Source organism: Rhizobium oryzicola (assembly GCF_030504645.1).
Classification (GTDB): domain Bacteria; phylum Pseudomonadota; class Alphaproteobacteria; order Rhizobiales; family Rhizobiaceae; genus Neorhizobium; species Neorhizobium oryzicola.
In genome coordinates, this window is sequence record NZ_JAUKWQ010000002.1 from 454,947 (window position 1) to 469,322 (window position 14,376).

The window sequence follows — 14,376 nt, forward strand, 5'->3', positions numbered from 1 at the left end:
TCATCATGTTCCTAACCCGCGGCTTTGACCAGATCCCGATCGGCAGCGGAAAGATCAGACATCAAATCAACTATACTACGCGGCCGGGAGAACAGATAGCCTTGCCCGCAGTCGATGCCGATGTCCTGCAGAATCCGGTGCTGGTCTACGGTTTCGATACCTTCGGCAATCACGGTACAGTTCATCTTGTGCGAGATTGCGCCGATGCCCTCGATCAACATGCGGTTCTTGAGCTCCAGTTCCCTGTTGTCACCGCCAATCGAGCGAACGAAGGATTGATCGATCTTCACGATATCGACAGGGAAGCGGCTGAGATAGCTGAGCGAAGAATAGCCGGTACCGAAGTCATCAAGAGCCAGACGACAGCCGAAGTTGTGAAGCTCGTTGATGATGGTACGAATTTCCGGATTGTCGTGCATCAGCACGGCTTCGGTGATTTCCACCGTCAGGCGATGCGGCAGGATATTGTACTTCGCCATCATCCCGGCAAGCCGCATCGGCAGCGTCGGTTCGAATTGCAGCGGCGAGAAGTTGACCGCCACATAGGTGTTTTCCATTCCCGGAATGCGCGACAGCTGGGCAAGGTTTGCCAGAGCATCTTCCAGAATAAGGTTGCCGATCTGGTCAATCGTTCCGGTCTCTTCCGCTACGCTGATGATGGCGGCCGGTGACACGAGGCCCTTGCGGGGATGACGCATGCGCATCAAGGCTTCAAAGCCGATGATCTCGCCGCTTCCGATTTTCACGATCGGTTGGAAATGCGCTTCGAACCAGTTGGCGGCGATCGCCACTTCCACATCGCTTTCGATTTCCGCGCGCTGGCGGGCACGATCGAGAATGGTTTCGTCATAGACGTTGGCGCCGTTCTTGCCATCGCGTTTGCGGGCATACATCGCCATGTCCGACTTCTGCAGAAGCTCGGCGGCACTGGAGGCATGGTTGGGGTAGAGCGCGAGACCGATGCTGGCGCTGAGCCGCACGCCCGTACCGTTCGCCTTGAAGGGCATATCGAAGATATCCACGATCTTCTGGCAGAGCTCGTCAGCCCGGCGAGCGGCACCCTCTCCGGTAATGAGAAGGGCGAACTCGTCCCCGCCAAGGCGCGACGCGGCATCGGTTTGACGGATCAAGGGCTTCACGCGTTCCACGAACTGGCAGAGCACGGCATCGCCAGCGGCATGGCCGAGCGTGTCATTGATGGTCTTGAAGCGGTCAAGGTCGATGTAAAGGCAGGCAAGTTCCGTTGAGGCGGCATCGGCTTCGATGATCTTTTCATCGAGCATGCCTTCAAAACCCTGTCGGTTCAGAAGTCCGGTCAGGTGGTCGGAAATGGCCTGGCGGCGATTGCGCTGTTCGGACTGCTTGAGTTCCGTCACATCGGTCATGACGCTCAGCGATGCCGGCAGGTCCGCCCCTTCCGATTTCAGGTCGGTTTCGAGAATGAGGACGTCCATGATCCGCCCGTCTTCGCAGAGGAAGCGGACGGTGACCTCGCGAGCCGTGCTGGCGTGGTTGTCGGCCTTCTTGCGATTGATGTACAGGGCACGATCGGCCGGGAAGATCAGATCGACGAACGGCTTGCCCACGACGTCCTTGCGCTTGAAGCCCGTGGCCAGAAGCCAATAATCGCTGACGGCCCAGATCAGGTCGTTCTCGTCGAGCGAAAACAGCATGGCCGGCGTCAGGTTGTAGATTTCCGTCGTCTGCTGGTGCGCCCGTTTCAGTTCCCGCTCTTCCCGTTCGAGCTGGATCTGCATCTCATTGAAGCTTTTGGCGAGACGCCCCATTTCGTCGGTCGAGCGCCAGTCAACATGGTGGCGGGAGCCGAGGCGCCGTGTCGCCTCAATGGCGGCGGTCAGGCGCAGCAGCGGCTTCATCACCATGATACGGTTGCCGATGATTGCGGTACCGAAGACGGTCAAAATTGCGACGATGAAGATCGAGACGAAGGCAAGTTCCATCCGGTTCAGCGCCGAGAATAGCCCGATCCTGGTGAACTGCACGGTGATGGTGCCGATATGCCGCGTCCTGTCCCCGGAACGGTACAGGATCGGCTTGCTCATTGTGTCGAGATCTTCCGAGGCGTCACGCAGGCTGCTTTCGGTCAGGTCAAGCTTTGCGAGACTATCCACCACGCGGATGACCCGGATACCCTTTTCGTTGATGAGCGTGCCGGTGATCTGCCTGATGCTGTCGACATCCAGATCCCAAAGTGGCTTAGCCAGCGCCTGGGTGTTGGCAGCCATCAGAATTTCGATGTGATCTTTGAGGCTTTCCGATGCCTGCTGCGAGGACAGAGCGAGAAACAACGTAAAAAGCGGCGCCACAACAATGAGAAGTGCGCCGGATATGATCGCGATGAAACGACTCTCGACTGAATGAGTCATCGGATACTCGTTTACGTCCCTGTGTCAGCCGCGACAGAACCTCACAATTGCTGCCGGAATGATGCAGCAGTTCTACCGCAGACATTATCAATTCTCTGTTCGTTGGAAGGGATCGTTTCATTCATTCATTAAACATTGCTGAACCAGGGTTCTCTGCGGGGTGTGGTGGGTTGAGTTCTCGCGGTTAAGATGAACGAAAATGAAACAGGTGCCGCGACGCAGACATGAAAAAACCCGCCGGTTAAGGCGGGTTCTATCAATTCGGAAATGATGTCGCGCCGATTATTCGGCAGCGGCTTCTTCGGTGGTGCCGCCAGCCGGAGCAACGATCGTAGCGATCGTGAAGTCGCGGTCGGTGATGGTCGGCTTTGCGCCCTTCGGCAGCTTCACATGCGAGATGTGGATGCTGTCGCCGATCTTGAAGCCGTCGAGGTCCACGGTGATGAATTCCGGGATGTCGTTGGCGGGAACCAGCATTTCCACTTCGTGACGGACGATGTTCAGGACGCCGCCGATCTTGATGCCGGACTTCTCTTCGTTAATGAAGTGAACCGGAACCTCGACCGTGACTTCGCTGTCTGCGGAAACGCGCAGGAAGTCGACATGCATCGTGAAATCGCGAACCGGGTCCAGCTGGTAGTCCTTCGGCAGAACGGAGATTTTTTCGCCGTTCAGAACGATGGTCGCAACCGTGGTCATGAAACCACCGGCATGGATGCGCTTTGTCACTTCGTTGGTGGACAGAGCGATAGAAAGAGGTGCCTGCTTGTCACCATAGATGACAGCGGGAATGAAACCGTTGCGGCGAAGTTCACGGGAGGACCCCTTACCAACCCGTTCGCGCGCCTCGGCCTTGAGCTCGTACGTTGCGTGGCTCATGGCATTTCCTTTCGAGGTTATTTGGAGAATCCGCTTTGGCATAGCGCCATGGGCGAATTGGAAGGGCATCATCCTATGCGCTTCATCCGCGTTGCCTCCAAGGGTGTCTACGCGGACGGGAGCGCTATAATATACTTGCGCACTTGTGGCAATACTTTCGATGGCGCGCCGGCCTTTTGGGGCTTTCCGATTGTCAAGACGTTTACCAAGCATCCCAAGCATTTAGCAGGAGAGTGCTGGTAGAGCAGATGTCTTGGCGTCCAAACAGGTCCTTTCCGATGCTTTATGTCATCTCCTGCCTCGTCACCTATCACAACCCAGCCTTCGTGATCGTCGCGGCGGGTCTCTGCATCCTGGGCTCGGTGTTGACCGCCAGACTGCTGTCACGCGCGATCAGGGCGACCGGTCCGGAAAAGGCGGTGTGGCTTGGCCTGACAGGCTTCGTCGGCGGCGCAGTGATCTGGACGACGCATTTCATGGCGATGCTCGGCTATGAAAATGGCGGCGCGGCGGCCTACGAGCCCTCGCTGACGCTGTTTTCGCTGCTGATCGCGGTCCTGTCCAGCTTCGCGGGGCTTGCCATTGCGGCCTACGGAGAGCGCACGATGCTTGTGGAAGCTGGCGGCGCCATTGTCGGGCTCGGCATTTCGGGAATGCATTTTGTCGGCATGGCTGCCTACAAGGTGTCGGGCACCATCATTTGGGACAACCGCTACGTCGCAGCCTCGGTCCTTATGGCGGTGCTGTTCGGCGCGTTGACCACCAACCGCATCATCCGCCCGGTCACGCGATTTTGCCGATATGGTGGTGCCGCGGCGCTGGTGCTCGGGATCACCTCGGCACATTTCACAGGCATGGCGGGCATCGACATCGTTCTCGCTCCTGTGCAGACAGTCGCATCGGACATGCTCTCACCCATCATCCTGGGCTTCAGTGTGCTGGGCATCATGCTCGTTCTGCTGGGGCTTGCCGCGTGCACCTATCTGCTCGACGCAAAAACCAATCGCGCTGCGGTCGACCGCTACCGGCATCTGTCGCTGCATGACCCTCTGACGGGACTTCCCAACCGAACGGCCTTTCTGGAGGAACTTGCCGCGCTTCAGGCCGGTGAAAATGGCCAGCCGGGCAATGTTGCGATCTTGTCCTTCGATCTCAACCGCTTCAAGGAAATCAACGACGTGCATGGCCATGCTGCCGGCGATGCGGTGCTACAGGCGATCGGCGAGCGGCTGGCATCGGTGTCGCGGCCGAATGAATTCCTGGCGCGCATCGGCGGCGACGAATTCGTGGCCATCAGCCGCCACTATTTTGCCCGCCAGGATGCGCTGCAGGTTGCGCATCGTATTGTGAACGAGATCGGCAGGCCGATCGAATGGAATGCTGAGCGGTTCACGGTGTCTTCCAGTGTCGGCATCGCCATCTTCGACTATGACGGTTCGTCCGTGGATGATGTCGTGACACAGGCGGACGTGGCCATGTACCGCGCCAAAGCGACGGCCCCCAATACCATCTGCTTCTACGACCCTTCGATGGACCAGGCGGTGCGTGAACGCAATGCTTTGGCGATCGACATGCGCAGCAGCTTGCAGAACAACGAGTTCGAACTGTTCTATCAAGTGCAGAACGAGGCAGCGACCGGTAGGCCCATCGGCTTCGAAGCCTTGCTGCGCTGGAATCATCCGGTGCGCGGACGTATATCGCCGGCGGAATTCATTCCGATTGCCGAACGGACCGGCCTGATCAACGAGATAGGCGAATGGGTGTTGCGCAATGCATGCCGGGAGGCCGCAGGCTGGACGAACGCGCTTGGTATTGCGGTCAACGTCGCCGCGCAGCAGCTGGCTGACCTGACCTTTCCCGCCAAGGTGAAGAGCATTCTGACGGAAACGGGTCTGGACGCACAGCGTCTTGAGTTGGAAATTACCGAATCCGGTATCATTGAGGATCAGCGGCGTGCCCTTGTGGTGCTGAAGCAGTTGAAGGAAATCGGCGTAAAGATTGCCATGGATGATTATGGCACGGGCTATTCTTCTCTCTCGACGCTGATGAATTTCCCCTTCGACAAGATCAAGATCGATCGCTCCTTCGTCGAGCATGTGGCAACGGATTCCTTGTCGGCAGCGATTGTCCGTTCAACGCTGATCCTGGCCCAGAGCCTCAACATTCCCGTTCTTGCCGAAGGTGTCGAAGGTCAGGACCAGATCGATTTTCTGAAGAGGGAAGGCTGTCTGCAGGTGCAGGGATATCTCTTCGGCAAGCCCGTACCGCTGAGCGCGATCCGCCCGTTGATCGATGTTCCTGCATGGGCGGCAGAGGAGGCCGGCCCTTTAGGGCAGGTTGCCTGACCGGTTCCGTCATAGGCAGAGCGAAAATCGCCGCGTCCCATGAGATGCGGCGATAACGCTTATTGTCAAAGTGGGTGAGCGTATCAGTCGAACAGGCTGGAGACCGAGGATTCCAGCGCGGTGCGGCTAATCGCTTCGCCGAGCAGGGCGGCCGTCGAGACAACGCGGATATTCGGGGCAGATTGAACGGCAGTCGTCGGCTGGATCGAGTCCGTAATGACCAGCTCCTTCAGCTTCGAGGAACTGACGCGGGCAACCGCGCCGCCCGACAGAACGCCGTGCGTGATATAGGCCGTCACGCTGGTAGCACCGTTCTTCAGAAGCGCTTCGGCTGCGTTGCAGAGCGTGCCGCCGGAATCGACGATGTCGTCGATCAGGATGCAGTCCTTGCCGGTGACGTCACCGATCACGTTCATGACTTCGGATTCGCCTGCGCGCTCGCGGCGCTTGTCAACGATCGCCAGCTGACAGTCGAGACGCTTGGCGAGCGAACGTGCACGAACCACGCCGCCGACGTCGGGCGAGACGACCATGACGTTCTTCAGGTCGTAGTGATCCTTGATGTCGCGGGCCAGGATCGGCACCGCGAACAGGTTATCGGTCGGAATATCGAAAAAGCCCTGGATCTGGCCGGCATGCAGGTCGAGCGTCAGAACGCGGTCGGCGCCTGCTTCGGTGATCAGGTTCGCCACCAGCTTGGCAGAGATCGGCGTACGGGGGCCAGCCTTGCGGTCCTGGCGGGCGTAACCGAAATAGGGGAGCACCGCAGTGATGCGGCGTGCCGACGACCGACGGAAGGCGTCGATCATGATCAGCAGTTCCATCAGGTGGTCATTGGCCGGGAAGGACGTCGACTGGACGACGAACACGTCTTCGCCGCGCACGTTTTCCTGGATCTCGACGAAGATTTCCTGGTCTGCAAACCGTCTGACGCTGGCTTTTCCGACTGGAACATTAAGATAGGAACAGATCGCGTCGGCCAAATGCCGGTTCGAATTCCCTGCGAAAACCTTCATTGGGGTCCGCCTGTTTTTTGCGCTGGATGCGGGCCTTTTACCGCCCATCGCCTCGAATGCAAGACTGTTTTGCTCCCGCACCTGCAAAATTTGTGAAGGTTTTGCAAACGAACCCTCAGAATGGTTAGCGGCTGTTGGTTTCGCGCCACCGATTGAACTCCGCAATCGTCTTTTGACCGATCAATTCCATGGTTGGCGCGGGCACCGACCGCCAGGGGTCATCGCCGCCTTTGCTTGGGATTTTCTCCTGCCCCTGGATGCGATGAAGCCGTTGGCCGGCACCATCCAGCACATCCCATACATAGACAACGGTGACCTGTCCCTCGTCCTCGAAGGCGGACAGATAGCCCTTCAAGATCTGATCACTGCTATCGGTGGAGGCGCGAATGGTCAGGCCGCTCGCTCTCGCCGAGGCGCCCAGCTGTTTGGAGAGCGGAGCAACAACCTCCACCGGTGCCCCGATGATCGGCAGGAAGCGAATGCTGGCTCCGGATGCCGCAGCTGTCGGCTGCTGCGTTTGTGCGGGGGCGGTGGGCTGCACGGGTGCCGTTGTCTGGCCGGGTGGCGCTGGAGCCGCCGGGAAGTTCTGGGCGTTTTGTGCCATGCCGGGAAGCGGCGCTGATGCCACCGGAGAACTGCGTCCCTGATCGACGGCGCGGGCCTGTTCCTCCAGTGTGCCGCCCGGCATTGTCGATGAGGAGACGGGCGGAAGCGGTGCGCTCTGATAGGCGCCGTAACCGGTATCCGGGGACGGGGAGGCGGCCAACCTATTCGCATCCGCCTGCGTGATAGGCGGAGAGGGACGTGTCCCACCGCCGACATCCATCGGCGGTGTCAGCGCATCAGTGGTATTGCAACCTGTCAGAAGCGCGAGAGCCAACAAGGCCGGCAAAGCAGCGGGTAGCAAGCCTCGCATCTCGTCTCCCATTCTCTCGATGCAATGCTCAGGAGATTACGGGTGGTTGCAAGCCTATGTCAAATCGGGACAGCTAGCGGGCAATAAGGTCAAGTTCTATGCGGGACAAGGGCTTGGGTGCGTCCGATGTCGTGAGATAGGTGTGGCCGAGCGTCATGGCCGTTCCCGTATCGGAATCCATGATGATCATGTGCACGAAGAGCGACATGTCGGGCAGGATCTCCTGCGGATTGCTGGCATGGAACATTTGCTGTTCCATCCAGGACGGTGAGAAGCGGGCACCCAGCGAATAGCCGCAGGCGTTCAGCCGGTGCCGTGTCAGGCCGCGTTCATCCAGAACGCGTGCGTGGGTGGCGAACACGTCGCCGAAGGTGTTGCCGGGGCGCAAAACCTCTTCGATGCCCAAAATGGCTTCCCGGCAGGCGGCGTAAAGTTCGCGATGGCGGGCAGACGGTTCTCCGATGACGACGGTGCGCATCATCGCTGCATGATAGTGCGCACTGGCGCCTGCCCATTCCAGGGTCAGCTGATCCTGCGCGTCGAGGATGCGCCGTCCAGCCTTGTAGCGGCAGAGCAGGGCATCGACACCGGAGCCAATGATGAACTCGTTTGCCGGATAATCGCCGCCGCCGGCAAAGACGGCACCTTGCATGGCGGCCAGAATGTCGGCCTCGTTGCCGCCAGCCTTGATCAGGGGCAGTGCTGCTTCCAGCGCATCGTCTGCCAGGGCGGCCGCGCGTTCCACATGGGCGATCTCTGCTGGGCTCTTGATGAGGCGCAGCCGCCCGACGAGGTAGGACGCATCGCTGAGTTCGCCAAAAGTGGCGAGCTGGTTGTCGAGCAGGCGGGCGATGCGGCCGGTCATGCCGTGCGTGTCGTATTCCACGCCGAGCTTGCAGCCCAGCAGGTCCATCTCGCTGAGCAGTTCTTTCAAATCCATTGTCGGATCCGCATTGGCCCGGTCGACCCAGATATGGATGTTCTCAACAATAGAGGTGTGGCGAGCCTGCCGAAGATCGGCCGAACGGGTCAAAAGCGCCATGGTGCCATCGGCCTTCACGACCAGGCATTGGAAGAAGCAGTATCCGAAGGTGTCGTAACCCGTCAGCCAGTACATGCTCTCCTGGGCAAACAGCAGCATGGCGTCCAGCTTTTCGGCCTGCATGGCCTCCTGAAGGCGCGTGAGGCGGGGCGCATATTCGCTACGATCGAAATGAAGTGCCATGGGTCACGTCTCCGATATTGCGATTGCTGATATCTGGCGGCCGTAATCCGGTTCGCCCGCATGGGTGGTGCGACGGTAGGAGAAGAAGCGGTCTTCATCCGGATAGGTGTCGAGGTCGAGATTTTCTGCGCGAACGCCGGCGCGCGAAAGCCTGAGCATTGTCAGGCCCGGCAGGTCGAACAGCGCATGGCCCGGGCGACTCGATGGCCGGAAGAATTGCGCGTAGTCGGGATCATGTGCCTGAAAACGCTCCACGAATTCCGGGCCGACCTCATAGCTGGCGGCGGCGATGGAGGGGCCGAGGCAGGCGACGATGTTCTGCCGTGTTGCACCGAGGCTCACCATGCTGTCGATCGTGTTTTCCGCAACGCCTCCAAGAGCGCCCTTCCAGCCCGCATGGGCGGCACCGATGACGCCCGCCTGATGATCGGCAAACAGGATCGGCCCGCAATCGGCGGAAAGCACGCCCAAAACGATGCCCGGCGTTTTCGTCACCATGGCATCCGCATTTGGCCGCTCGCCCGCATAGGTCTCATCGATCATGACAACATCGGGAGAGTGAACCTGATTGACCGTGGCAAGCCGGCCCAGTGGCAGGCCGAACCATGCGGCGACGCGGCGGCGGTTCTCGAGAACCTTTTCTCGTTCATCGTTGGAGCCCAGCCCCACATTGAGGCTGCGATAGAGGCCGTGTGAAACGCCGCGCTCGCGGGTAAAAAAGCCGTGGCGGATGCGCTGGTCACCGCTGGCCAGCAGTGTGCTCTCGATCGGTGTCGGCAAGATTTCCTGCATGGGTATCTCTGATGTCGGGGAGGGGTCAATTGAGCGCACGCATCGTCGCGCGATCGCAGCTGTTGCTCTGCTTCGTTCGGGCCGGATGTTGTCCCGCGAGGGCTGGCGTGTCAACCGCCCTGTTTAGGTTGTGCCGGTCGTGATCGGCTCAGTCGCGGATGGGGCGGAAGGGGGCGAGCGTCACAGAGGGACTGGAAACGGCCAGCACCTTGAACAATTCGCCCATGCGGCCTTCGCCGGCACCGGCAAGGCGATCGACGGCCAGCGAGATGGCGCGCTGTTCCTGCTCGGCCTTGCCGCGGGCAAGCGCACTGGCGCGTTCGCCAATGCCCATGCCGAACAGGAAGTCGCTCTGGTACATGCAGCCATTCAGCTGAATGCCAACGCCACGTGCGATGCGGGCAAGATCTTCGAAGTCCACATGGCTCGTCAGGTCCGCTTCGCCGGGATGGGCCAGCGGCGGATCGAATTCATGGCGGAGTACCGCTTGCAGCGTGTCGCCGAAGCCCGTGACCATATGGCCGTAATCGATGATGACGGCGGTGCCGCCTGTCTTTTTCAGCCGCTCGCAAAGGGCCGCCATGACCGCCTGACGCGCAGGCGCGATCTCGAAGATCATGCCCTCCGGCTCGCTGGCGTGGCTTGGCGGCAGAAGGGCCGGGTCGATGGTGGCGATGCCTGCGCCGAAGGCGAGGTTGTCATCGGCATCCAGCCCCACCATTCGTTCGCGGAAACCGGTCGCGCTCTTGACGAACTGGCGGATCGGGATGGCATCGAACAGCTCGTTTGCTGCGAGCAGCGTGAAGCCTTCCGGTACATCCTGGAAATCGGAATGCCAGTGGATCTTCGAGGAATAGGCCTCCAGCGTCACGCGCTGCACACCGCGTAGTCGCTCGCTGGTCTCCACCATGTGGACCTGCAGGTTTTCATGGAGCGATGGCGCCAGCTTCGAGATCACGCGCAGCATGTCCAGCATCATGGTGCCGCGGCCGGGGCCGATCTCGACTAGCTGCGTATTTTCCGGCGTACCATGCTGTTGCCAGGCATGAACGAGGAAGATGCCGAGCATTTCGCCGAACAGCTGGCTGACCTCCGGCGCGGTGATGAAATCGCCCGTCAGGCCAAAGGGGTCGCGCGTGCGGTAATAGCCGTATTCTGGGTCTGCCAGACACAGCGCAAAATAGTCGGTCACGCTTATGGGACCGTTCATCCGGATCAGGGTCTTGATTTTCTCGGCAAGCGGCGTGGTCATGAACAGCCTCGTCCTCGCGTTATGGGTTCGGCGCCGCCCGGCGGGCGCGCCATATTGCCCAGAGACCCAGCGCCAGCATAGGCAGCGAAAGAACCATGCCCATGGTGAGCCAGCCGAAGGCAAGATAGCCGAGCTGCGCATCAGGCTCGCGGAAAAATTCGACGAAAATGCGCGAGCAAGCATAGCCGCAGACAAATACGCCCGAAACGAAACCCGGTTGCCGCAGAGCCTTGAAGCGGTGCGTCATCAAGCGAAGAAGCAGGAACAGGACGATGCCTTCCAGTGCTGCTTCATAGAGCTGGCTGGGATGACGGGCGAAGGGGCCGCCGGTTGGAAACACCATGGCCCAGGGAACATCCGTAATCCGGCCCCAAAGTTCGCCATTGATGAAGTTGGCAATACGGCCGAAGAACAGACCGAAGGGAACGACGGCCGCGACGAGGTCGAACATGCTCCAGACGGCAATCTTGTTGCGCTTGGCAAACAGGTACATCGCAAGCGTGGTGCCGGCGAGACCGCCATGGAAGGACATGCCGCCGTTCCAGATCTCAATAGCGCGCATCGGGTTTACCGAAACTGCCGCGAAATCGTAGAACACCACATAGCCAATGCGCCCGCCCAGAACGATACCCGCGGCGACCCAGACAAGAAAGTCGTCGAGCTTTTCGGAGGTTAAGGGAGCTTGCTCACCCGGCCACAGAGCCACATCAGCGAGCAGCTTGCGGGCGTAAAACCAGCCAACCAGGATGCCGGCCACATAAGCCAGGCCGTACCAGTGTACTGAGAGCGGCCCGATGGAAAATGCGACGGGATCGACATCGGGGAAAGGCAAAATGGCGAGGAAATTGGATGCTGGATACACGGATGTCTGTCCCTCGGCCCCTTATGCCGCCTGTTGCGGCGACCATGAAGGTCTGCGGGGAGGCGGTCAAGGACAATCTCTTGTCATAACCCCTTCATCCTCAAGGAAATGCTTTGCTAATTCAATGTGCGGCATGAATCTTCTTGCAAGCCAGAGCGCTAAATCCTACCTCCTTAAGCGATGATGACAGCACCGGCGCCCCCGGGCCCAAGCAGTGGGAGAAAGCCATGACGAATGGCACGAACCGAATTTTCGATGAATTCGCGCGACTGATGACCGATGCCGCCGGCGCTGCCCAGAATGTGCGCCGCGAGGTGGAAACTGCCTTCCAGGCGCAGGCGGAGCGATTCATGAACAGCATGGATCTGGTGAAGCGGGAGGAGTTTGAGGTTGTCCGCGAGATGGCAATTGCCGCCCGCGATGAAAACGATGCCCTGAAAGCCCGCATAGAAGCCCTGGAAGCGAAGCTCTCCCAGCAGAGCTGATCGTCGGGACGAATTTCCTGACTACGGTTTTCCACAAGACGGCGCGCTGTTCATTCTGGCACAGCGCGCCGTTTTTGTTTGCGTATCGATTTGCCCTTTTTAGAAGGTTAAAACACAATTAATTTCCACCCTGTGGACACTGCCGAAAAATGCTGACGGCAGAGTCAGTTAAACCATCAGGCTGAACTCGAAAAGGAAGCAGCCAAGTGAGTCGTCCCCGTAAATTCGAGGTGCGGGGGCTGGTTCTGAGACTCCGCCTCTATACACTGATTTTAAATGATGATTCGAAACGACGCCGTAAGCTCCAGACAGGGTGGCTCTGCCATTCTGCCGGTATCGGGCGAACATCTTGAGAATGTAGTTTCCGGTTTTTTGTTCGCGTCCGTTGGTGTGTTGAGCACGAATGCCGCTTTCATTTTTCCCGGTTTAGAAGGTGCCCCATGAGCCTCATTGAAATACAGATGGAACGTCATTCGAACCCGGTCGACATGATCGAGTTCGTGGCAGCCTCCAATGACTGGACGTTCGAACGCTCGGGCGAAGATGAAATCGCCATGACCGTCGAGGGTCATTGGGCGGATTATCATGTCTCCTTTTCCTGGATGGAAGAGTTCGAGGCGCTGCATCTGGCTTGCGCCTTCGATCTCAAGGTCCCCGATTTTCGCGTCAACGAAGTCATCCGTCTTCTGTCGCATGTCAACGGTCAGACCCTGATGGGGCATTTCGATCTGTGGCGCCAGGAAGATGCAATCATTTTCCGCCAGTCGCTTCTGCTCGCCGGGGGCGCGGAGCCGACGAACCAGCAGGTGGAAGGCCTTCTGGCCAGTGCTCTCGAATCCTGCGAAACCTATTATCAGGCTTTCCAGTTCGTCGTCTGGTCGGGCATGGAAGCCAAGGCTGCCCTTGATGCAGTTCTGTTCGAAACGGTTGGTGAGTGCTGATGCCGATTGAGGTTGGTGGTCCGATCGTTCTGGTCGGTGCGGGCAATATGGGTGGTGCCATGTTGTCCGGTTGGCTGAAAAGCGGCGTGTCTGGAAAGTCCATTCTCGTTCTCGACCCGGCGCCCGCCGAGGCGCTGAAGGCGAAGCTTGATGAGGCTGGCGTCTCCCATGCTGCCTCCGCGCCGTCGGACCTCAAGGCCTCCATCCTGTTTCTGGCCGTCAAGCCGCAGGTTATGGAGGCCGTTCTGCCTGGTCTTGCCTCGCTGGTAGGGCCTGAGACGGTTGTGGTCTCTGTTGCCGCCGGCAAGACGCTCGCCTTCCTCGAAAAGCATCTCGGCGAAGCTGGCATGGTTCGCGCCATGCCCAATACGCCGGCCATGGTCGGCCGCGGTGTAACCGGTGCTTTCGCCAATTCAAAAGTTTCAGATTCCCAGCGCGCGCAAGTCACGGATCTGCTGAAAGTCAGCGGGCCCGTGGAATGGGTGGAGCGCGAGAGCGACATTGACGCCGTCACTGCCGTTTCCGGCAGCGGTCCGGCCTATGTGTTCTATCTCGTGGAATGCATGGCTGAGGCAGGTCGTAAACTCGGCCTGCCGGCGGACCTCGCCATGCGGCTCGCGCGGGAAACCGTTTCGGGGGCGGGGGAACTGCTCTACCAGTCGTCCGATGAGGCGGCGCGCCTGCGCCAGAACGTGACCTCGCCTGGAGGCACCACGGCGGCGGCGCTTTCCGTGCTGATGGCTGACGATGCGATGCAGCCGCTGTTCGACAAAGCGCTGGCGGCGGCGCGCAAGCGTGCCGAAGAACTGGGAAGCTGAGATAGAGTAGCCATGGCCGAGATCAGTTGGGACGATTTCGAAAAGGTCGACATTCGTGTCGGCACCATCGTCGAGGCCGAAGTATTTCCCGAGGCCCGCAAGCCAGCCTACAAGCTTCGGATCGATTTCGGGCCTGAGATCGGCATCAAGCGTTCGTCAGCTCAGATCACCGTGCATTACACACCGGAAACGCTGGTTGGCCGTCAGGTTTTGGGAGTGGTAAATTTTCCGCCGCGCCAGATCGGTCCGGTCCGTTCGGAAGTGCTGACGCTGGGTTTTGCCGATGAGAACGGCGCTATCGTGCTGGCAGGTGTGGAGCGCGCCGTGCCGAACGGCATGAAGATGATGTGACTGATGTCACGGTTCGTGGCAATGAGCTGATCAAGGCGCCGCCACCCTGCCAAAATCAGGCGTTTCGCTCGAGGCGGCAAAGCCTTTCCGCTTATCTCAAGCCGTGC

At 59.5% G+C, this 14,376-nt stretch carries 13 protein-coding genes; 5 read left to right on the plus strand and 8 right to left on the minus strand.

Annotation, left to right across the window (positions count from 1 at the left end; genetic code table 11):
* Window positions 1-11 precede the first annotated feature (11 nt).
* Window positions 12-2,387 (minus strand): putative bifunctional diguanylate cyclase/phosphodiesterase, encoded by a 2,376-nt coding sequence (locus Q2T52_RS09495; protein WP_302076474.1) that lies wholly within the window; start codon window positions 2,385-2,387, stop codon window positions 12-14.
* Between the two features lie 282 nt (window positions 2,388-2,669).
* On the minus strand, window positions 2,670-3,266 hold the full coding sequence (locus Q2T52_RS09500) for a 50S ribosomal protein L25/general stress protein Ctc (RefSeq protein ID WP_302076475.1): 597 nt from the start codon (window positions 3,264-3,266) through the stop codon (window positions 2,670-2,672).
* 278 nt (window positions 3,267-3,544) lie between these two features.
* Between Q2T52_RS09500 and Q2T52_RS09505 the strand changes: the two genes are divergently transcribed.
* Window positions 3,545-5,611 (plus strand): putative bifunctional diguanylate cyclase/phosphodiesterase, encoded by a 2,067-nt coding sequence (locus Q2T52_RS09505; RefSeq protein WP_302076476.1) that lies wholly within the window; start codon window positions 3,545-3,547, stop codon window positions 5,609-5,611.
* 83 nt (window positions 5,612-5,694) lie between these two features.
* Here the strand turns inward: Q2T52_RS09505 and Q2T52_RS09510 are convergent, their stop codons facing one another.
* The 6 genes from Q2T52_RS09510 to lgt all read right to left on the minus strand — a co-directional run bounded on the left by Q2T52_RS09510 (window position 5,695) and on the right by lgt (window position 11,674).
* The gene (locus Q2T52_RS09510) at window positions 5,695-6,627 is read right to left on the minus strand and encodes a ribose-phosphate pyrophosphokinase (protein WP_302076477.1); all 933 of its coding nucleotides are present in this window, start codon (window positions 6,625-6,627) and stop codon (window positions 5,695-5,697) included.
* Window positions 6,628-6,751: 124 nt separating this feature from the next.
* Window positions 6,752-7,543, minus strand: a complete 792-nt coding sequence (locus Q2T52_RS09515; RefSeq protein ID WP_436799516.1) for a hypothetical protein — start codon at window positions 7,541-7,543, stop codon at window positions 6,752-6,754.
* A gap of 73 nt (window positions 7,544-7,616) precedes the next feature.
* Window positions 7,617-8,768, minus strand: coding sequence for a M24 family metallopeptidase (locus Q2T52_RS09520; RefSeq protein WP_302076478.1), 1,152 nt, complete (start codon window positions 8,766-8,768; stop codon window positions 7,617-7,619).
* Between the two features lie 3 nt (window positions 8,769-8,771).
* Entirely contained in the window at window positions 8,772-9,560 is a 789-nt protein-coding gene (pgeF, locus tag Q2T52_RS09525; protein WP_302076479.1) for a peptidoglycan editing factor PgeF, read from the minus strand.
* 148 nt (window positions 9,561-9,708) lie between these two features.
* Window positions 9,709-10,812, minus strand: coding sequence for a class I SAM-dependent methyltransferase (locus Q2T52_RS09530; RefSeq protein ID WP_302076480.1), 1,104 nt, complete (start codon window positions 10,810-10,812; stop codon window positions 9,709-9,711).
* Between the two features lie 19 nt (window positions 10,813-10,831).
* Window positions 10,832-11,674 (minus strand): prolipoprotein diacylglyceryl transferase, encoded by an 843-nt coding sequence (gene lgt / locus Q2T52_RS09535; RefSeq protein ID WP_302076481.1) that lies wholly within the window; start codon window positions 11,672-11,674, stop codon window positions 10,832-10,834.
* A 227-nt stretch (window positions 11,675-11,901) separates the two neighbouring features.
* Between lgt and Q2T52_RS09540 the strand changes: the two genes are divergently transcribed.
* From Q2T52_RS09540 to Q2T52_RS09555, 4 genes are all read left to right on the plus strand, one after another.
* Window positions 11,902-12,159: an accessory factor UbiK family protein gene (locus Q2T52_RS09540; protein WP_302076482.1), complete on the plus strand. Its 258-nt coding sequence runs from the start codon at window positions 11,902-11,904 to the stop codon at window positions 12,157-12,159.
* A gap of 440 nt (window positions 12,160-12,599) precedes the next feature.
* A complete protein-coding gene (locus Q2T52_RS09545; protein WP_302076483.1) occupies window positions 12,600-13,100 on the plus strand; it encodes a type III secretion system chaperone family protein in 501 nt (166 codons plus the stop codon).
* A complete protein-coding gene (gene proC / locus Q2T52_RS09550; protein WP_302076484.1) occupies window positions 13,100-13,918 on the plus strand; it encodes a pyrroline-5-carboxylate reductase in 819 nt (272 codons plus the stop codon). Before Q2T52_RS09545 ends, proC begins: the two co-directional genes overlap by 1 nt.
* Window positions 13,919-13,930: 12 nt before the next feature.
* Entirely contained in the window at window positions 13,931-14,269 is a 339-nt protein-coding gene (locus tag Q2T52_RS09555; protein ID WP_302076485.1) for a tRNA-binding protein, read from the plus strand.
* Window positions 14,270-14,376: the final 107 nt, after the last annotated feature.